Source organism: Acinetobacter sp. WU_MDCI_Abxd143 (assembly GCF_025514195.1).
Taxonomy (GTDB): Bacteria; Pseudomonadota; Gammaproteobacteria; order Pseudomonadales; family Moraxellaceae; genus Acinetobacter; species Acinetobacter pittii_H.
Genome location: NZ_JAHPTH010000003.1, coordinates 178322 through 197100, shown reverse-complemented (window position 1 = coordinate 197100; position 18779 = coordinate 178322). Strand labels below are relative to the sequence as shown.

The following is an 18779-nucleotide window of genomic DNA, read 5'->3' as shown; positions in this document are numbered from 1 at the left end:
GTTTGGCTAAGAATGAGTATTTGTTCTGCAAACACAATGTTTAAAGGCATGTTTGCAGAACAACCATTTAGAACTTATATGTACCTCGTACAAAGTAAGTACGTCCTAAAGGATCCGCGTAACGTGGGTCATATCCCATTTGGAAGTTGTCACCAACATTTGAAGCAGGAGGGTCTTCATCAAAGATATTCTTAATGCCCGCTGTAACTTCTAGATTTTTAAAGCCTTTGTATGTGCCTGAAATATTATAGGTTGTATAGTCGCTCACTTTGTGATTTCGATAGCCTGCCTTAACAGAAGAACTTGAATTTTGATCCTCATAACCGCGTGAAAAATTTTGTTGTAGGTTTAAAGCCCAATTCTCATAATTCCAATTTAGGTTTGCAGTATGTTTCCAGCGAAGAATAATAGCTTGGTAGTCTAGACCGCTATAAGTGCCTGCAACACTTTTCCATTCACCATTTTGCTCGGCTTGATATTTGTAATCCGTAATATATGTTCCATCAATATTGAAACCAAAACGACCTGTAGCAGTCATTGGAGAAACCCAACTTAAGCCCACATCGAAACCAGATGTTTTAATTCCACCTAAATTTTGTTGTGTTGTAATAATATAATCTAATGAGCCATCTGGATTACGTACAAATTTGTCTGCATATTTCACAGGGTCATCAAAAATAGCAGTTTCTGAAAGCGTAGCAATTTGCTTGTCGACTTCGATATTGAAGTAATCGAGAGTGAAGGCTAAATTTTTAATTGGTTCAAATACTAAACCAGCAGTAAAAGACTTTGACTCTTCCGGATCAAGACTTTTATTTCCCCCATTTTGTCTATCAAATTGCATATTACAATCACGTTCTCTTACACCACCTGGTTTTAAGACATTCCCTGGGCAGAGTACGGGATCATAATAGTATCCACCCGTATTGGTTACGGAGTTTGGTCCATTCACTTCCCAAAGTGTTGGAGCTCTGAAGCCCGTACTATAAGTCGTACGGAACATTAACTGTTTAATAGGTTCCCAACGAAGTGCAAATTTTGGATTAAACGTATCGCCAAAATCGTTGTAGTCATCATAACGAGCAGCGATTTGAGCTTCTAAAGTTTTATGAAGGGGGATATGAAATTCGGTAAATACCGATTTAATATTACGATCGCCAGTATTTACTGGCTCATCAGGATCGACACCTGTACTAGGTGCAACTCGGGCAACATCAGTAACGACTTTTGAAGTCCAATCTTCATAACGATAGCTTGCTCCAACTGCAAAAGCCACATCTCCTGCGGGTAATTTAAATATAGGTCTACTTGCAGTGAAATCGACTGTAGTTGTATCTAGATTGGCTTTTAAATATTTACCTTCAACACCTAACTGGTTCCATACATTGGCATCTTCAGGACTTTGCGGTCCGAATGGATTTAAAATACCATTGTTTAAAGCTTCTTGTGTTTTGTCAAAGTTTAAATAGCCACTTACTACTGCATCCGATGCACTACTATGAGCATAGGTAACGCCGGAGTTAATGTCCCAACCATGAGTTTCACCCTCAATACCAGCAAATATTCTATGTGATTGATTAATACTATTACTTATACGATTACCTGATTGTGAACGCAGATATAGAGGGATAGTTCCAGTAGCGCCTGCTAAAGCTGGAGTAATACCTTTACCTGGATAATATTTACTACTAGGATCAAGCGTCAGATCAAAAAATACATCTGGTGCGACTGACGTTGTAACTTCATTTCTTGCATATAAATATTCTGCAATCGCATTAAAGTTATCGTTCAGTTTAAATGTAGCTCGGCCCATAGCTGAGATGTCTTCTGTCTTTGGAACAATACCAATTACTGCTTGGCTGTTATATTTACAAATTTGACCATCAGTCTCTACTAGAGGGTTATTACCACAACCTGTAGATGCATAGGGATTACCTAATCCAGGTACATTGGCAGGGAATGAACCACTACTAGTTTTATGTATTCCTAATTCAGGTAATATGCCTCCACGTCGACTAACTTTACGGTCTTTGGCCATGACATCATCGCCTTTGCGATAGTCTATGACACCAAAAACGTTATAGCCATTTTCGTCTAAATCACCGAAGCCGCCAAAGATACTGTAGTCTTGTTGCTCACCGCCTTTTTGTTCTGGTTTTTGATAGCCAGCAGTCAGATTAAGTCCTGTAAACTGTTTTTTGGTAATGAAGTTAATTACCCCGCCAATTGCATCAGTGCCATAAATGGAAGAGGCACCATCTCGTAAAACCTCAATACGGTCTAACATTGCGAGTGGAATAATATTTAAGTTGGTAACGCCACTGTCATAGGCGTTTGCAGCCAATCGACGGCCATTAAGTAAAACAAGTGTCTTATTGGCACCTAAGGCTCTAAGGTTCGCTGCTGAACCCACCGTCTTACTTGCGCCTACATTACTTGCAGTCACAAAGTTTGATTGGTTTGCACTGATCTTTGCTAATGCCTCCTCTGTTGTTGTTACCCCTTGTTTTAAGATTTCATCAACTTTTACGATGGTAATGGGGGAAGCACTTTGTGCTGCAACTCCTTTGATTGAAGAACCTGTAACGGCAACTTTTACGACTTTTGTTGGTTTTTCATCAGTACTTGATTGTTCAGTTTCTGCTGCCTGTGCCAGGGTAAGACACATCATACTTAAACTAAGGGTGCTTAATTTAAGAATTGTTTTGCCAATCTTGGGGGTTGCCTGAGATCGAACATTGTATTTTTTTTTCATCGTGGATTTGATCCCTTTTTGTTGTCGTTAGCGATATTGCTGGAAAGTTTTTAAGCAAAGCAAGTGCCAACTATATATTTTTCTTTTTTTAGTTTATGCAAAATATTGATATATATTGATTTTATTATGTTTGGGTAGGATGCTTTAGCATTTTTGAGATAAAAATAAATTTTCCATTTGGAAAAATTTTTGATGGTGGCGAAAAGTTTCAAATTTATTTGTATAAAAAATATACATTACTGGACTCTTCACATGCTTATTAAATAAAAATGTATCGTTTTAGAGCTTTTCAATAGGTAATGATATAATATTTATAGTTAAGTGGTTTAGTTATAATTTAATTATTAATCAATAAATTATTTAAAAATCATGTGTAAAGTAAGCTGGTTCTAATGTGGATCATAATTAATTTTTAATGTATTTTATTTGTGCATTTAAGGTGTAAGATGATTAACTTATATGATTATAATATTTGGCAAAAAGTTACTTTTATTTATATAGTTCAAACGTTTTTAAGTATCTAATAAAAATATGAATTTTTAATATTTTTAAATATTTTAAGATGGATATTAATAAATGGCATGAAATTCGCTTTATATTCAATAGTTATAAAACTCTAGGTATTTGAGTTTATTTTTCCATTTGATCAAATAAAAAGATGATAAAGGAAAGTGAATTTTAAAACCTAAATAGGCCTATCTGTTGAAAAAGAACTTTTCTTATGCAGATTTAGATGTTACTCAAAAGGATAATATCTTTTAAAAAAACTAATTACGTGGGTATGAACTTGAAATTAAAATTTTTTAAGCTCGCCATTTTAAGTCTGGCTATTACATCAATTCCTTGTGCTTACGCAATTACGCCAGCGCAACCAAATAAAATTTTGCATGTTGCCTATGAAGCTCCAGATGATGGCTTCGATATGGTTAAAACTACCAATTTCTATAGTGCTAATATTGCTGAGGCAATTTTTGAGCCTTTACTCAAATATGACTATCTGGCACGTCCATTACAGTTAGCTCCCTATACAGTAGAGAGTCTGCCTAAAGTGGAACAAGACGGTAAAGTTTATACTTTTAAAATTAAGCCAAGTATCTATTTTACCAATGATCCCGCTTTTAAAGGTAAACGCCGTGAGCTAGTAGCTGAAGACTATGTTTATACAATTAAACGTATTTTAGACCCGAAAAATAGAGCACCGTCTGTTTCATTCATTGATGGTAAGTTACTAGGTGCCGATACGGTTGTAGTCCAAGCAAAGAAAACTGGAAAATTTGATTATGCTGCGCCCATTGCTGGGGTCAAAGCACTTGATCGATATACTCTACAATTTACCTTAACTCGCCAAGATTATAATTTTCCTTATATTCTTGCCTATATTACTTTTGGTGGAGTTGCTAAAGAGGTTGTTGATTATTACGGCGACCGTATTGGTATGCATCCCGTAGGTACAGGCCCTTACATGTTAAGTAAATATGTACCAAGAAGTAAGGTCGAGTTAGTTGCCAATCCTGATTATCGTGGTTTCGTTTGGAATTTTAAATCAACAGGAACACCTTGGGATAATCAGCTTGTTAAGCAAATGTCTGGAAAGAAAATGCCACAAATTGGAAAGGTGGTGGTCAGTATTATTGAAGAACAACAGTCAAGATGGTTAGCTTTTCAGTCGGGACAATTAGATTTTGACAAACTTACAGCAGATGCCGTTCCTCAAGCCTTAGACGGAAATCAACTCAAAGCCTCTTTCAAGAAAAGGGGAATTAAACACTATCCAAATAAAGATCCCGAGATTACCTATACCATGATGAACATGCGTGATCCGGTCATTGGTGGTTTTAGTCCAGAAAAGATAGCTCTTCGTAGAGCAATTACTTTGTCGTATAACCAAAAAGAAAGTATAAAACAGGCTTATAAAGGGCAAGCTGTTCGGGCTGAAATGTTTATACCTGATGGTGTAAATGGCTATAACCCGAAATATAAAAGTAGCCTAGCGTACAACCCGCTGCTAGCAAATAAACTACTTGATTATTATGGTTATAAAAAAGGTGCTGATGGTTATAGAACTCAGCCAAACGGGAAACCTTTAATTTTAAAAATCAATACAGAAAATAGCTCAGCATCAGTTATCCACTCTGAACTTTGGAAAAAGAATTTAGATGCGATTGGCATTCGAGCTGACTTTAAGGTGAGTAATTTTGCAGATAACTTAAAAGCCGCAACTCAATGTAAATATATGATTTGGAGTGGGGCATGGATTGCTGACTATCCTGAAGGAGATAATTTTGCACAGTTGCTTTATGGACCAAATGCTGGACAGGGAAACCATGCTTGTTATCAGTCTAAAACATATGATGCTCTTTATACTCAGACCATTCATTTACCACCACAACAACGTCTACCATATTATGAAAAGCTCAATCGCCAGATTGAAGCTGATAACCCATGGATTGTTCATGTAACCCGTATTCGTAACTGGTTAGTACGGCCACAAGTTCAGGGTTTTAAACCCCATCCTATGATGAATACAAACTGGCAATATCTTGATATTACTCCTATTAAAAAATAATTTTAGATAAAGATCATGATGACTGAAAATTTAAAACAAAAGCTCAAGCACTGTAGTATCAACTTGCTATTCGCTAGTATGGCCTTAACGGGATCTACAAGTATTTTTGCGAAAAGCCCAGCTGATCCGAATAAAGTTTTACGTTATGTATTCCCAACAGCTGAGACAGGTTTCGACCCGGCTTATATCCATGATTTATATTCTGCACATGTAACCACATCGATATTTGAAACTCTATATACCTATGATTATTTAGCAAGGCCGGCAAAACTTATTCCGCAAATAGCAACTGCTATGCCAGAAGTCAGTGCTGATGGTTTGACCTATACCATTCGCATTAAAAAGGGAATTTATTTTACGCCAGACCCTGTTTTTAAAGGCAAACCTAGAGAATTAATAGCCAATGATTATGCGTATTCTTTTAAGCGTTTATTGGACCCGAATCTGCGCTCTCCAAATAGCTGGCTATTAGAAAACAAAATTGAAGGTATGGATGCGTTAGTCAAAGCAGCCAATAAGTCCGGAAAATTTAACTATGATCAAAAGGTAAGTGGTTTACAAACACCTGATAAATACACTTTGATGATTCGTTTAGTTAAACCAGACTATAACTTTCCTTTATTACTGGCCCATGACCCGACAGGTGCGGTGGCACGTGAAGTCATCGAAAAGTATAAAGACAAAGCTGGTTATGTAATGGGCCACCCTGTAGGTACAGGCCCTTATGTGCTGAGCAAGTGGGTACCAGCATCGCGTATTGTTTTAAAAGCGAATCCTGATTATCGCGGCTTTACTTGGAACTTTACTGCCAGCAGCCCTGAAGATCAGGCAATTGTGAAGCGACTTAAAGGTAAAAAAATGCCTCAAATCGGCACAATTGATATTCAGGTGATGGAAGAAAACCAATCGCGGTGGCTAGCATTTCAGCGTGGTGAGGTTGATATATTTCAGCTTGAAGGCCAACTGGTCGCAAAAGCGGTTAAAGACGGTAAATTAAGACCTGAACTTGCTAAAGAAGGTGTGCAGTTATCTCGCATTGTTGACCCCGAAATTAGCTATATTTATTGGAATCTTAAAAATCCAGTCGTTGGCGGAATGAGTAAAGAAAAAATTGCTTTACGCCGTGCGATTGCGATGTCTCGTTCGATAGATCAAGAAATTAAACTAGTAAGAAATGATGATGCACAGCGTCTACATTTTCCAATTCCACCAGGGGTAGTGGGTAATGATCCTCAATACAGAACCAGTACCCCATATTCAGTGAAAGCAGCAAATTTACTATTAGATCGATATCACTATAAAAAAGATGCCTCAGGTTGGCGTACGCAACCAGACGGAAAACCACTTGTCATTGAATATATGGCGCGTAGTGACAGTATTGGGCAGCAAAGCGCTGAACTCTGGAAGAAAAATTTTGATAGTTTGAATATCCGTATGGTCTTTAAACCTATGCTTTTTGCAGATCTTATCCGTGCACAAAAACAATGTGAAGGGATGTTTGGGTCTTCTGCTTGGATAGCCGATTATCCAGATGGGGATAATTTTATGCAGAATTTTTATGGACCTAATACACATATGACGAACTGGTCTTGTGGCTCTATTCCAGAGTTTGATCAGTTGTATCGCCAAACGCAACAAGTGCAAACAGGTGCTGAGAGAGATGCACTTTATCGAAAAATGACACGGTTGTTAGAAGTGTATATGCCTGTCCAAATCTCTTATGCACGCTACCGGAATATGCTGGCTCAACCAAAAATCATTGGATATAAGAAGCATCCAATTTTACATGCAGAGTGGATGTATTTCGATATTGATACAAATACTAAATCTAATCATTAAATGAAAAAAATTGGAGATACGATGAAAAATAATGCACTGAAAATTACAACCTTATGTGTGTTGACCATGGGTGTAAGTCAATTTGCAACGGCAGAGACAACACGTCCTACTTTGCCATTACTTAAAGCACAACAACTTCCAGCATGGTGTGATGCGAATTTAAAAAAGATTCAGAAAGAGATATCAAATTTTGAAAAAACGCCTGTTAAAGATAATGCAGCAGCGGCACCGGCACCTATATTGGCAAAGTGGGATAAAATTTTTGCGCATTTTGAAGATTTCTCAGGTCCTATAAGTCTATATAGTAACGTAGACCCAGATGCAAAGTTACGTAAAGCAGCAGAAGACTGTGAAATCAAAATTAATCAGTTTCATACTGATATATTTCAAAATTCAAAATTATATAACGTCATTAAGAATACAAAAGCTACTGATCCGATAGACCAAAAATATCGTCAAGATATTCTAGATCAGTTTGAAGACACAGGTGTTCAACTTGAGCCAGTAAAGCGTGCACGAATGAAAGCTATTCTGGATGAGTTGACCAAACTAGAACAAGAATATGCCCGTAATGTCCGTGATAATCCGGAGAAACTTGAGTTTACTCCTGAAGAGATGAAGGGTCTGCCTCAAAGTTATATTTCAGCATTAAAGAAAAATGCTAAAGGCAATTATTTATTAGGTTTTGAATATCCAGAGTATCGTCCTTTTATGGAGTTGGCAGATAATGATGATGCTCGAAAAAGATACCAAATTGCCTTTACGCGACGGGGTACTGAACAAAATTTAAAACTACTTAAACAGGCAATTGATTTGCGTTATGAGCTTGCTCAGTTATTTGGAAAAGCAAGTTATGCAGATTGGGTTTTAAAAGACCGTATGGCTAAAACGCCTGAGGCTGTAAATCAATTTTTAGCAGAAGTCCAAAAAACAGTAGCGCCACTTGAACGTAAAGAAGTAGAAGAACTCCGTGAATTTAAAGCACAAACCTTAAAAACCCCATTGGAAAAAACCGAGATCACACGTTGGAGTGAAGCTTACTGGAGTGAAAAGCTTCGTAAGAATAAATATCAGATTGATCAGGAAAAACTTCGTGATTATTTCCCCACTTTAGCTGCTCAAAAATGGTTGTTTGCTATTTCATCTGATCTTTATGGTATTGATTTTAAACCTGTCAAAGTTAAAGCATGGCAGGATGAAGTTGAATATTACGATGTGGTTGACAAAAAAACAGGAAAGCTTCTTGGTGGCTTATATATGGATAAATTCCCTCGTGAAGGGAAGTATGGCCATGCCGCCGTTTGGGGAGTATATGGTGGAAGTACATTAACAAACCGCTTACCAGTTTCAGCCCTAGTCACGAACTTTAATCGTAAAGGGTTAAATAGTGATGAGCTTGAAACTTTTGTTCATGAGTTTGGTCACGCTTTACATGGCATTTTATCAAATACACGTTATGCCAGTCAGTCAGGAACATCTGTAGAGCGTGATTTCGTAGAGGCACCATCTCAAATGTATGAAGAGTGGGCACGCCGTAAAGAAACCTTATCTAAAGTGGCCGATTATTGCGATCCAGCCTGCCCACGTGTTGACGATGAGTTAATTGCCCGTTTAAAAGCTGTACATAACTATGGTCGTGGCTTGCGTTATGCGCGTCAGACCCTTTATGCACAGTACGATATGTCATTGCATACTGCTGATGCATTAAAAGTAAAACCTTTAGAAAATTGGCAAAAAATGGAAGCTGCTACAGCTTTAGGTTATGTACCAACAACCGAATTTCCGGGGCAGTTTGGGCATTTGATGGGCGGTTATCAAGCAGGTTATTACGGCTATATGTGGTCTGAGATTCTAGCTTTAGACATGCTTTCTGCTTATGGGGACAACCTTAATAACCCACAAGTAGGGCAACGTTACCGTCAAACGATCTTATCGCAAGGTAGCCAAAAACCAGCAGCTGAATTAGTTAAAGATTTCCTCGGTCGTGATCCTGACAATAAAGCATTCTTTAACGAAATTACCGGACAACGGGTTAAATAAGGAATTATCACTATGCTGGCATATGTTATTCGGCGGTTATGGCAGATGATTCCAACTATGTTGGGGGTAGTCTTACTTATTTTTATTCTTTTTAACTGGGTAGGTGGCGATCCTGCTTATATTTTAGCGGGCAAGATGTCTAATCCTGAGCAGATCGAAAATATTCGTAAACAGCTAGGAGTCGATCAGCCTTATTACGTACAGCTCTGGATGTTCATTAAGCAGATTCTCACTTTTGACTATGGCGCAAGTTGGAGTACGGGGGAACCTGTTTCCCAAATTATTTTGACCCGATTAGGGCCATCGCTCACACTTTTAATTCCACTCACTATTTTACAGACGGTTATTTCAATTATTTTGGCATTGGCTGTTGCCGCGGTACGTGGTTCTTTAACCGACCGTATGGTCATGATGTTATGTACTATTGGCATGTCGATCAGCATCTTAGTTTACATTATCGTTTTTCAATATGTTTTAGCTTATCAACTAAGTTGGTTTCCTGTACAAGGCTGGAGCGACACCTTTACTGATAACTTATTTAAGTTTGCCTTACTACCAATTCTAATCATGCTGGTGGTGAGTATTGCCCCGACTTTACGGTTATATCGTAGTTTTGTGCTTGATGAAATTAATCAGGACTATGTTCGAACAGCACGTGCTAAAGGTGTGGGTGAAAGCCGAATCTTAGGTGTACATGTACTGCGTAATGCTTCAATTCCGATTATTACCGATGTGATGTCAACTTTACCTGCATTGCTCATAGGCGCATTTTTAATTGAACGTTTTTTTGGTATTCCTGGGATTGGTCGAGAGGTCATTATTGCAGTTGAGCGAAGTGATTTTCCTGTCATTAAAGCAATTACAGTTTACATCGCAGCTGCAACCATGATTTTTAACCTGATTGCCGATTTGGTCTACAAAGTGGTTGATCCACGTGTACAGTTGAAATAGGTGGGCTATGCTGAGCGTTCTATCAAAAAGAAAACAACAAACAAAAGCCGAAGCTCATTCATCTGGCCTGTGGAAACTTGCCATGCGTCGTCTTCGGGCCGACAAGATCGCAATGTCATCGCTAGTGATTGTATTGCTTTATTTTATTATCTTGATTCTATCAATGACGGGCGTGATTGCATCTGACTGGAATAAAGAAGTTGCTGTGAGTTATGCGCCACCCACATTTATAGGGGCAGACAAGACAACAGAAGCTGAACAAAATGCATCAGCAATTGAGGAAGAGTTACCAGAAAATCCAGTTGATCCTTTAAAAGATGTAATTAACAAGCTTAAGGCTGAAATTAAACAAGAAAAGAGCTCTGGAAGCGCAATTGATTATTATGGTGTAGTTGACCCATTAGCCGATGATATGAAAGCGATCGATCAGCAACTGGGCGGACATTTACTAGATCAGCAAGCAGAACTGAAAAGTACCCTTGTGTTTGGAGCTGATAAATGGGGACAAGATGTTCTTAAAAAGACCATTAAAGGTGCTGAAACTTCAATTATTGTTGGGGTGATATCTGCTTTACTTGCGGTAGGTATCGGTACACTTTTAGGTGCAATTTCTGGATATTTTGGTGGTTGGGTGGATGATATTCTCAACTGGTTTTATAACATTTTTACCTCAATTCCATATTTATTATTAGTTCTCGCTATTGCTGCCGTACTTCAACAAAAAGGCATATTGTCCATTGTTCTGATTTTAGGCTTAACGGGCTGGACGGGTGTTTATCGTTTAATTCGTGCCGAATATATGAAACATACTGCACGTGAGTACGTTCTTGCTGCTAAAGCAATTGGCGTTGGTCACTTCCGCCGTATGTTCATTCATATTTTTCCAAATGTCAGCCATATTGCTTTAGTCCAGATGTCAATTTTAGTGGTTTCTTTTATTAAATCTGAGGTTATTTTGAGTTTCTTGGGCTTTGGTGTACCAGTGGGTGTAGTGTCTTGGGGGAGCATGTTAAATGAAGCACAAAGTGAACTTCTTTTAGGTAAGTGGTGGCAGCTTGTCGCAGCCTCTGTCGCGATGGCTGTTTTGGTAACGGCATTTTCAATGTTTACTGACGCACTTCGTGATGCGTTAGATCCAAAGCTAAAATAAGAGGAAGGTCAAATGTTAGAACAAGAAAATAAGAATGCGCCGTTGCTGCATGTTAAAAATTTACGAGTAAGTTTTAAAGGTGAAGATAAGCAATATATTGAAACCGTAAAAGGAATTACTTTTGATATTCCTGCAAATACTACGGTTGCTTTAGTAGGTGAGTCGGGTAGTGGTAAATCGGTTACTTCTTTGGCAACTATGGGATTGTTGCCTGTAGGTCAGAGTAAAATTGATGAGCAAAGTAAAATTATATTTGAAGGCAAAGATTTACTGAGCTTATCTCGTAAAGATATGCGCAAAATCTGTGGTAAAGATATTGCGATGATTTTTCAGGAGCCGATGTCATCATTAAATCCTGTTTTTACGGTTGGCAACCAAATTGCAGAAGTGTTGTGTTTGCATATGGGGTTGAGCCGTAAACAGGCTCGACAACGCGTTTTAGAATTGCTTAAAGAAGTAGGTATTCCTTCACCTGAAATTAAAATTGATGCCTATCCAAACCAACTTTCGGGTGGTCAACAGCAACGTGTCATGATTGCTATGGCGATTGCGTGTGAGCCTAAACTACTTATTGCCGATGAGCCGACCACTGCACTTGATGTCACGATCCAAAAGCAAATTATTGATTTACTCGAGTCATTGCGTAAGCGCCGTCAAATGTCGATGCTTTTTATTACCCACGATTTAGCATTAGTCGGTGAAGTTGCAGATAAAGTCATTGTAATGCGTCATGGCGAGATTAGAGAGCAAGGTACTGCTGAACAGGTTCTTGATCAGCCTAAAGATGTATATACGAGAGCTTTGTTATATTGCCGTCCGCAAATGTCACAACGACCTTATCGTTTGCCTGTAACGAGCGATTTTATGCGTCAAGAAGACGGTGTATTGGTCGAACAAAGTTTTGACGTTTCAGAAATTCCCCAGCGCAAACGTGGCTTAAATGGTGATGAACAAATCATTTTAGACGTCAAAGACCTGAAAAAAAGCTTTTATAGCCGTAAAGGTCTATTTGGCAGAGAAGAGTTTCAGGCCGTAAAAGGAGTTTCTTTTAAGCTGGCTAAGGGAAAAACCTTGGGTTTAGTCGGTGAGTCAGGTTCAGGTAAAACGACCGTTGGGCTATTACTCATGCGCTTACATCAGGCATCTGGTGGGCAAGCTTTCATCGAAGGTAAAGATATTCTTTCTTTAACTGAAAAAGAGTTTGCCAAATATCAACGGAAAATCCAGATCATCTTTCAAAATCCCTATGCGTCTCTTAATCCACGCTTTACCATTGGACAGATTTTATTAGAGCCTATGCAAATTCATAACATTGGTAAAGATGATGCAGAGCGTAAACAAATTGCCCTTGGACTGCTTGAGCGAGTGAATCTGCCTGAACAAGCTTACTACCGATATCCACATGAGTTTTCAGGTGGACAACGTCAGCGTATTGCCATTGCACGCTGTTTAACGCTAAAGCCTGAAATTTTGATTTGTGATGAATCAGTTTCTGCACTTGATGTTTCAGTTCAGGCACAAGTACTTAATTTATTACAAGACTTACAAGATGAGTTTGGGCTGAGTTATATCTTTATTTCACATGACTTATCGGTTGTGAAATATATCTCTGATCAGGTCATGGTCATGAATCATGGCGAGGTTGTAGAAATAGCCAATTCAGATGAACTCTATGCACATCCTCAACATGACTACACTAAACGATTATTGCAGGCGATTCCTCAAGGGATTCAACACGTTTCATGAACGTAAAGTTATGTCGTTAAGGGCACTTTCGAGTGCCTTTTTATTTGGTTTATGCGGTAAATGCTTATAAAATAAAAGAAGTAAATGTGGAGTATTTTATTCTTGCTATGTGCGCTAACTTTAAACCTTTAACGCTTGCCCAATTACAGCAACTTCAGTTGCCTGTGGTCGGCTTTAGCTATGCCGAAGAGGTTTATCCTACAGGAACAATGCCATTATTATTTAAATCACCACAAGGGTTTGAATGGCGCGAAGTGATGTTTGGATTGGTTCCTAAATGGGCTGAAGATACAAATATAGCAAAACATACCTACAATGCCCGTCATGAGACTATTTTCCAAAAACCTAGCTTTCAAGAAGCCGCACTTAAATGTAAATTCGGTGTGATTCCAGTGACCGAGTTTTATGAAAGTAAATATATAAATGATAAGCCTGAGCGGTGGGGTGTTCGCCGTAAAGATGGGCAGGCTTTTTTCATCGCAGCAATCTATGAAATTTGCAAAATAAATGAAACGATTATTCGTTCTGCAAGCATGTTGACCATGGATGCTATAGACCATCCAATGATGAAAGACTTTCACGAGCCAGGCGATGTCAAACGATCAGTTATTGTGATTCCACATGACCGACTAGATGAATGGTTAAGTTTAGAATCACCTGATATTTCAAGCTTTATCGAAGGTTTTCCAGTTGAAGAGTTTGAATGTTCTCATGTCCCAAAAGAAAAAATTATAAAACCTACACCTCAGTTAAGTATGTTTGACTAATCTATCTAAGATTAAGATGAGGTTATTGATCTCAAATTTGAATCAATAACCTATATCACTTATTCAATATCTTTACTTAATGTTTGTACCTCGGGATCTTCAGCTAAATAGCTCAATTCAATCGGTGAAATCACAAAAGTTGTATTATCTGAGGTCTGTTTAAATACAAAACCATATTCAAAAGATTGGCTATTTTTACTTGGCAACCAGAATAGATAAGGACAGCCTGTATAGTTACCATCCCAACCCATTTCTCTAGCGAGAGCTAAAGCTGTATCAGATTTCGCTATGATTTCTTTGAGAGATTCTTTATCTCGTGTTGAAACATCACCGTCATCATCTGCAAAGGTTTGTAGAAACTCAGTTAAGGGCTTAAGGTCTTCCCAGTTATGTTCTATTGTTGAGAAATGATATCCATATAGCATCATGTGCACTTTCTTCCATCTTGTTATTGTGTTCTTGAACATACCAAGAAATATATGAAAAGGAAATGGATAAATCTGATTTAAGTTGTTTATTTTTCATAACTTATAGATTGTTTTTTGTACGGAATAAAGACTTTTATAAATATTAAAATTATTCATATTACCTAAATAGCATAGGCGGAAAGCAACGGCCTAATGATTAAGATAAATTACTATTTTAGTAAATCAAACTGTTGGCGAATATAGAATTGTTCATAATTCACCTATAATAGAAGTGAAACTATGTAGAGCATATTTATGTTTATAACAACTACACGCCCACAAGATAATTTAATTAATCAACTTCTGCCTATTCTGGAACAGGCGAGTCAGATTTTACTAGAAGAATATCAAAACTATTCTGCGGGTTATGAGTTTACTATTCATGAAAAGCAAGATGACTCACCTGTAACCCAAGCAGATCTAAAGGTAAATAGATTTTTATTAAAGCATCTTGCAGAGATTACTCCAGAGTTGCCTGTATTGTCTGAAGAAAGTGATTATAGTGCCCGTCATGACTGGTCTACTTGTTGGATGTTAGATCCACTCGATGGAACCAAAGAATTTATCCATGAACGTGATGAATTTACGATCAATCTAAGCTTGATCAACGGCAAAGAAACAGTTTTCTCAGTTATTGCCGTGCCATGTGAACAAGTTGTGTACTTAGGATATCTGCAAGATTTACCTTTTAAATATAGCTTTAGCCAACAACAATGGTATCAATATCAGGTTAGTTCAACTCCGCTAGATGCGCCTATACAAATAGGACTGAGTCACGGTAGTAAAAATCCAAAATATCAAAAATTTATTCAATCTATAGAAAAAGAACATCGCATTATTCGACGAGAAGCCGGGAGTGCCTATAAGTTTTGCATGATGTTAGAAGGTGAAATAGATATTTACCCACGCTTTCATCCTACTTCTGAATGGGATACAAGTTCTGGTCAAGGTCTTTTAGAAAGTATAGGCGGTGGTTTACTTACTCTGGATGGAAAACCTTTTGAATATAACCAAAGAAGCACGGTTTTAAATAAGGGCTTTATCGCTTTTCGTGATCAGGAAAGCAAAAAAATAGCATTTGAAGCATTAGCCCAATCAGGTGTTATCGATTGAGAGTTATGCCAGACATGTTATAGTGGCAAAGTATTGAAAAAAGATGACAAGATAAAGATGGCACTCGATTTATTGCCTAAAAGTATGTTTGAAGCAATTGATTTATTGCCCGATGCTTCAACTCCTGTAACCTTATTTACGCGCCATTCTTTAAGAGAACTTGTAGATGGGCAGGGCTTGGCTGGTTATGATCTCCAACTTACTCCTCAAGGACGTGAGCTTGCGCAGGCATGGGGTAATTATTTAATCAAAAATACAGATCGTGTTATTCAGCATTGTATTTCAAGTCCAATACAACGCTGTGTCGATACGGCTGCGCTCATGATTGAAGGGGCTGATGACGTAAGCCCTCAATCAAATACTCATACGATTGAAATTATTGAGCAAGGGCTGCTTGTTGAACCAGGTAGCTTTGTGTTGGATATACAACAAGCTGCTCCTTATTTCAAAAAGCAAGGTGCGTTGGGTTTTATTAATAGTTTTGTAAATAATGCATTACCTGGTATGAAACATCCCATTACTGGGGTTTTAGATGTACTAGAGCTTATTTACCGAACTCATCCAAAAACTAAAGGCGGACTTAGTTTAGCCGTGAGTCATGACACGATTATTGCAGCCATTGTTGCTGTAATTTCAGGTGAAAATAAAATTAAGAAAGAAGATTGGCCGGAAATGATGGAAGGGTTATTTGTATGGTTTGAAGGTGAAGAGTTTCCAAATTGTAAATTAAAGTGGATTTGGAGAGGAAAGGCCTACGAACTGAATGTGGCTAAATTTCATAAAGTGCTATAAGCTCAAAAACGATAGATAATAAAAAAAGCCCTATTGGGCTTTTTTTACATGTTCAAATTAGTTAGCTAACGCTTTAACTTGAGCATTTAAACGGCTCTTATGACGAGCAGCTTTATTTTTGTGGATGATGCCTTTATCAGCCATGCGGTCGATTACAGGAACAGCTTTTTTGTAAGCTTCTGTAGCAACAGCATAATCACCACCAGCGATTGCACTTAAAGTACGTTTGATGTAGGTACGAACCATAGAACGCAAGCTTGCGTTGTGTTTACGCGCTGTAACGTTTTGACGCGCACGTTTTTTAGCTTGAGCAGAGTTTGCCACTCTTGCACTCCTTGAAAATAAGTTGGTCTGGGCGGGCTGTGGTCAATTCAGTAAACTGATGTAACCATCACCAGCCCGTAAACAAGTGCCATATTGTGATGAATCAACACCGTGAAGTCAAGCCTTGCGAGCATTTTAAGCGGTTTTAGGGGCTGCTAAAACGGTAAGAAAAGGTTAAATTTGATACAAACTTAAAGAGGGTTGGATAAAAAATGACTATAAGTGCTAAAAAAGCAATTGTGATAGGTGCTACAGGACTTGTGGGTTTAGCTCTTATTGAACAGCTTGAGCAAACGCCCGAATTTAAAGCGGTTACTGTTGTAGTAAGAAAAGAATCACAACTACTTAATACATATAAAAAAGTTACTCAACTTGTTATAGATGATTTTTTATTACTCAATGATGAAGATGTGAATGGCTATACCCATGCATTTAGCTGTCTTGGAACAACATTAAAAGTAGCTGGTTCAAAACAGGCTTTTTATGCCGTGGATTATGAAATCAATGCCCATTTAGCAGATCTAGTGCAAGATAAGCACATTCATTTACTGCTAGTGAGTGCCCTTGGAGCAAATGCAAATTCTCCAATTTTCTATAATAAAGTGAAAGGACAGTTAGAGGTTTATATCGAGAGTCTAGAGCTCGAAAAATTATCTATTTTTAGACCGTCTTTACTGATTGGTAAACGCAGCGATGTACGGTTTATTGAAGACTTAGGGCAGAGTCTATTTAAACTTATTGAGAATAAATTTCAAAAGCCATTCAAATATAAGCCAGTAACTGCCGAGCAATTGGCTCATACGATGGTCGTAGCGGCGCTAACGCAAATTGAAGCTTTTAAACGATATGATAATCTGAGCATACAACAAACTCGATAAGGGAGTATGAAAGTGTCGACAGTACCATTTGTAACTTGTGATTTATTAGATGATAACCCTGAAAAAGACTTGCAGGTCGTAATTCCATCAATGGATGGAAAGTTCTTTCAAAGTTATGGGGCACGTAAAACATTTGGGGGGCAGGTTGTAACCGTAAAGTGCTTTGAAGATAACTCACGAGTAAAAGAGTTATTGGCAACAGATGGTACAGACAAAGTATTAGTGGTAGATGGTGGCGCCTCTATGCGTTGTGCGCTTATGGGTGACATGATTGCTGAATCAGCGGTTAAAAATAATTGGAATGGTGTGGTGATTTACGGTTGTGTACGCGATGTTGATGCACTTGCAACTTTGGATTTAGGTGTACATGCATTGGCTGCAATTCCACAAAAAAGTAATCGTAAAGGCATTGGTGAAGTAGATATTCCTTTGTATTTTGGTGGAGTCACAATTCAATCTGGTGATTTTATCTATGCTGATAATAATGGAATTGTGATTGCAAAAGAAAAACTAGTCTAATTCACTCATACAAAGGAACGCATGATGGTGATTCATCAAATTAAAGTACTTCAAGCAGTTGTATCTGCAATTGCTGAAGGTGGTAGAGGTGTTACAGGAACAGCATTTCCACAACAACCTGTAAAAGCTTTGAAACTATATGAATTTGAAGGTTCACCATTTTGCCGTCGTGTTCGTGAAGTGATTACACTTTTGAATCTGGACGTTGAAATTTATCCATGTCCTAAAGGTGGAATAAAGTATCGTTCAGTTGTAAAAGAAAAAGGTGGCAAATTACAATTTCCTTTTTTAATTGATGAAAATACTGGCGATCAGTTATACGAATCACAAGATATTATTCATCATTTATTTAAACACTATGGCAAAACAGGGAAAACACCTCAGAAATTTTCGAGTTACCCAAACATGCCTTATGTTGCATTTGCAGGAACTATATTAAATGGTGCCCGTGGAGTTTGGATAAATAAAAAAATTGTTGATAGAGCTGCGCCTGAACAAAAACTTGAGTTATGGAGTTTTGAAGCAAGTCCGTATTCACGAATTGTAAGAAGTCTACTCTCTGAACTTGAGCTTCCATATATTTTGCATAATGTGGCAAAAGAAAGATGGCAAGATATGGGACCTGCTATTCTTCGCTTAAAACCAGGGAAATATATACCTTTAAAAGGTGGGAAAAGAGAAAAGCTATTGCCGATTATGCAGGATAAAATGCAAGTACCATACTTGGTAGACCCAAATACTGGAGTAAAGATGTTTGAATCTGCTCAAATCGTAAAATATTTAAAAAAGCAGTACGGACGTTGATTAAGGTTAACTTGAGTAAGAGTTTAAGGCATTTTACTTAAGCTCTTATCAACATCAGATTTCTTAAC

At 37.9% G+C, this 18779-nt stretch carries 15 protein-coding genes and 1 pseudogene; 12 read left to right on the top strand and 4 right to left on the bottom strand.

Annotated elements, in window-relative coordinates; all coding sequences use genetic code 11:
- Nucleotides 1–67 precede the first annotated feature (67 nt).
- Nucleotides 68–2755: a TonB-dependent receptor gene (locus KTI79_RS08940; RefSeq protein WP_199937068.1), complete on the bottom strand. Its 2688-nt coding sequence runs from the start codon at nucleotides 2753–2755 to the stop codon at nucleotides 68–70.
- 520 nt (nucleotides 2756–3275) lie between these two features.
- Nucleotides 3276–3371 (bottom strand): annotated as a pseudogene (locus KTI79_RS08935) (hypothetical protein); the annotation flags it as partial.
- Nucleotides 3372–3530: 159 nt separating this feature from the next.
- Between KTI79_RS08935 and KTI79_RS08930 the strand changes: the two are divergent.
- From KTI79_RS08930 to KTI79_RS08900, 7 genes are all read left to right on the top strand, one after another.
- Nucleotides 3531–5321, top strand: a complete 1791-nt coding sequence (locus KTI79_RS08930; RefSeq protein WP_079284162.1) for an ABC transporter substrate-binding protein — start codon at nucleotides 3531–3533, stop codon at nucleotides 5319–5321.
- Between the two features lie 15 nt (nucleotides 5322–5336).
- Entirely contained in the window at nucleotides 5337–7160 is a 1824-nt protein-coding gene (locus KTI79_RS08925; protein ID WP_079284163.1) for an ABC transporter substrate-binding protein, read from the top strand.
- Nucleotides 7161–9200 carry a M3 family metallopeptidase gene (locus KTI79_RS08920; RefSeq protein WP_079284164.1) on the top strand — a complete coding sequence of 680 codons (2040 nt, stop codon included), beginning with the start codon at nucleotides 7161–7163 and terminating at the stop codon, nucleotides 9198–9200.
- A 12-nt stretch (nucleotides 9201–9212) separates the two neighbouring features.
- Entirely contained in the window at nucleotides 9213–10151 is a 939-nt protein-coding gene (locus KTI79_RS08915) for an ABC transporter permease (protein ID WP_086375783.1), read from the top strand.
- A gap of 7 nt (nucleotides 10152–10158) precedes the next feature.
- Nucleotides 10159–11301 (top strand): ABC transporter permease, encoded by a 1143-nt coding sequence (locus KTI79_RS08910; protein WP_032053825.1) that lies wholly within the window; start codon nucleotides 10159–10161, stop codon nucleotides 11299–11301.
- A 12-nt stretch (nucleotides 11302–11313) separates the two neighbouring features.
- Nucleotides 11314–13047, top strand: a complete 1734-nt coding sequence (locus KTI79_RS08905) for an ABC transporter ATP-binding protein (RefSeq protein ID WP_032053826.1) — start codon at nucleotides 11314–11316, stop codon at nucleotides 13045–13047.
- A 107-nt stretch (nucleotides 13048–13154) separates the two neighbouring features.
- The gene (locus KTI79_RS08900) at nucleotides 13155–13814 is read left to right on the top strand and encodes an SOS response-associated peptidase family protein (protein WP_032053827.1); all 660 of its coding nucleotides are present in this window, start codon (nucleotides 13155–13157) and stop codon (nucleotides 13812–13814) included.
- A 59-nt stretch (nucleotides 13815–13873) separates the two neighbouring features.
- On the opposite strand, the gene KTI79_RS08895 is transcribed toward KTI79_RS08900, so the two are convergent.
- The gene (locus tag KTI79_RS08895) at nucleotides 13874–14242 is read right to left on the bottom strand and encodes a hypothetical protein (protein ID WP_032053828.1); all 369 of its coding nucleotides are present in this window, start codon (nucleotides 14240–14242) and stop codon (nucleotides 13874–13876) included.
- Nucleotides 14243–14536: 294 nt separating this feature from the next.
- Between KTI79_RS08895 and KTI79_RS08890 the strand changes: the two genes are divergently transcribed.
- Both KTI79_RS08890 and KTI79_RS08885 read left to right on the top strand, forming a co-directional pair.
- On the top strand, nucleotides 14537–15394 hold the full coding sequence (locus KTI79_RS08890; protein WP_086375784.1) for a 3'(2'),5'-bisphosphate nucleotidase CysQ: 858 nt from the start codon (nucleotides 14537–14539) through the stop codon (nucleotides 15392–15394).
- Nucleotides 15395–15451: 57 nt separating this feature from the next.
- On the top strand, nucleotides 15452–16186 hold the full coding sequence (locus tag KTI79_RS08885) for a histidine phosphatase family protein (protein ID WP_002117975.1): 735 nt from the start codon (nucleotides 15452–15454) through the stop codon (nucleotides 16184–16186).
- Between the two features lie 57 nt (nucleotides 16187–16243).
- Here KTI79_RS08885 and rpsT read toward each other — a convergent pair whose 3' ends face one another.
- Nucleotides 16244–16510: a 30S ribosomal protein S20 gene (gene rpsT, locus KTI79_RS08880; protein WP_002117906.1), complete on the bottom strand. Its 267-nt coding sequence runs from the start codon at nucleotides 16508–16510 to the stop codon at nucleotides 16244–16246.
- Between the two features lie 212 nt (nucleotides 16511–16722).
- On the opposite strand from rpsT, the gene KTI79_RS08875 reads away from it, so the two are divergent.
- The 3 genes from KTI79_RS08875 to KTI79_RS08865 are packed head-to-tail and all read left to right on the top strand — an operon-like array spanning nucleotide 16723 to nucleotide 18711.
- A complete protein-coding gene (locus KTI79_RS08875; protein ID WP_032053831.1) occupies nucleotides 16723–17388 on the top strand; it encodes an NAD(P)H-binding protein in 666 nt (221 codons plus the stop codon).
- A gap of 12 nt (nucleotides 17389–17400) precedes the next feature.
- Entirely contained in the window at nucleotides 17401–17907 is a 507-nt protein-coding gene (rraA, locus tag KTI79_RS08870) for a ribonuclease E activity regulator RraA (protein ID WP_032053832.1), read from the top strand.
- Between the two features lie 21 nt (nucleotides 17908–17928).
- The gene (locus KTI79_RS08865; protein WP_079284166.1) at nucleotides 17929–18711 is read left to right on the top strand and encodes a glutathione S-transferase N-terminal domain-containing protein; all 783 of its coding nucleotides are present in this window, start codon (nucleotides 17929–17931) and stop codon (nucleotides 18709–18711) included.
- Nucleotides 18712–18779 lie beyond the last annotated feature (68 nt).

What these genes read in the sequence shown, in the direction of transcription:
- KTI79_RS08940 (WP_199937068.1), bottom strand. Translation starts at nt 2,755, where the DNA reads ATGAAAAAAAAATACAATGTTCGATCTCAGGCAACCCCCAAGATTGGC.
- KTI79_RS08925 (WP_079284163.1), top strand. Translation starts at nt 5,337, where the DNA reads ATGATGACTGAAAATTTAAAACAAAAGCTCAAGCACTGTAGTATCAAC.
- KTI79_RS08920 (WP_079284164.1), top strand. Translation starts at nt 7,161, where the DNA reads ATGAAAAAAATTGGAGATACGATGAAAAATAATGCACTGAAAATTACA.
- KTI79_RS08915 (WP_086375783.1), top strand. Translation starts at nt 9,213, where the DNA reads ATGCTGGCATATGTTATTCGGCGGTTATGGCAGATGATTCCAACTATG.
- KTI79_RS08910 (WP_032053825.1), top strand. Translation starts at nt 10,159, where the DNA reads ATGCTGAGCGTTCTATCAAAAAGAAAACAACAAACAAAAGCCGAAGCT.
- KTI79_RS08905 (WP_032053826.1), top strand. Translation starts at nt 11,314, where the DNA reads ATGTTAGAACAAGAAAATAAGAATGCGCCGTTGCTGCATGTTAAAAAT.
- KTI79_RS08900 (WP_032053827.1), top strand. Translation starts at nt 13,155, where the DNA reads ATGTGCGCTAACTTTAAACCTTTAACGCTTGCCCAATTACAGCAACTT.
- KTI79_RS08895 (WP_032053828.1), bottom strand. Translation starts at nt 14,242, where the DNA reads ATGATGCTATATGGATATCATTTCTCAACAATAGAACATAACTGGGAA.
- KTI79_RS08890 (WP_086375784.1), top strand. Translation starts at nt 14,537, where the DNA reads ATGTTTATAACAACTACACGCCCACAAGATAATTTAATTAATCAACTT.
- KTI79_RS08885 (WP_002117975.1), top strand. Translation starts at nt 15,452, where the DNA reads ATGGCACTCGATTTATTGCCTAAAAGTATGTTTGAAGCAATTGATTTA.
- KTI79_RS08875 (WP_032053831.1), top strand. Translation starts at nt 16,723, where the DNA reads ATGACTATAAGTGCTAAAAAAGCAATTGTGATAGGTGCTACAGGACTT.
- KTI79_RS08865 (WP_079284166.1), top strand. Translation starts at nt 17,929, where the DNA reads ATGATGGTGATTCATCAAATTAAAGTACTTCAAGCAGTTGTATCTGCA.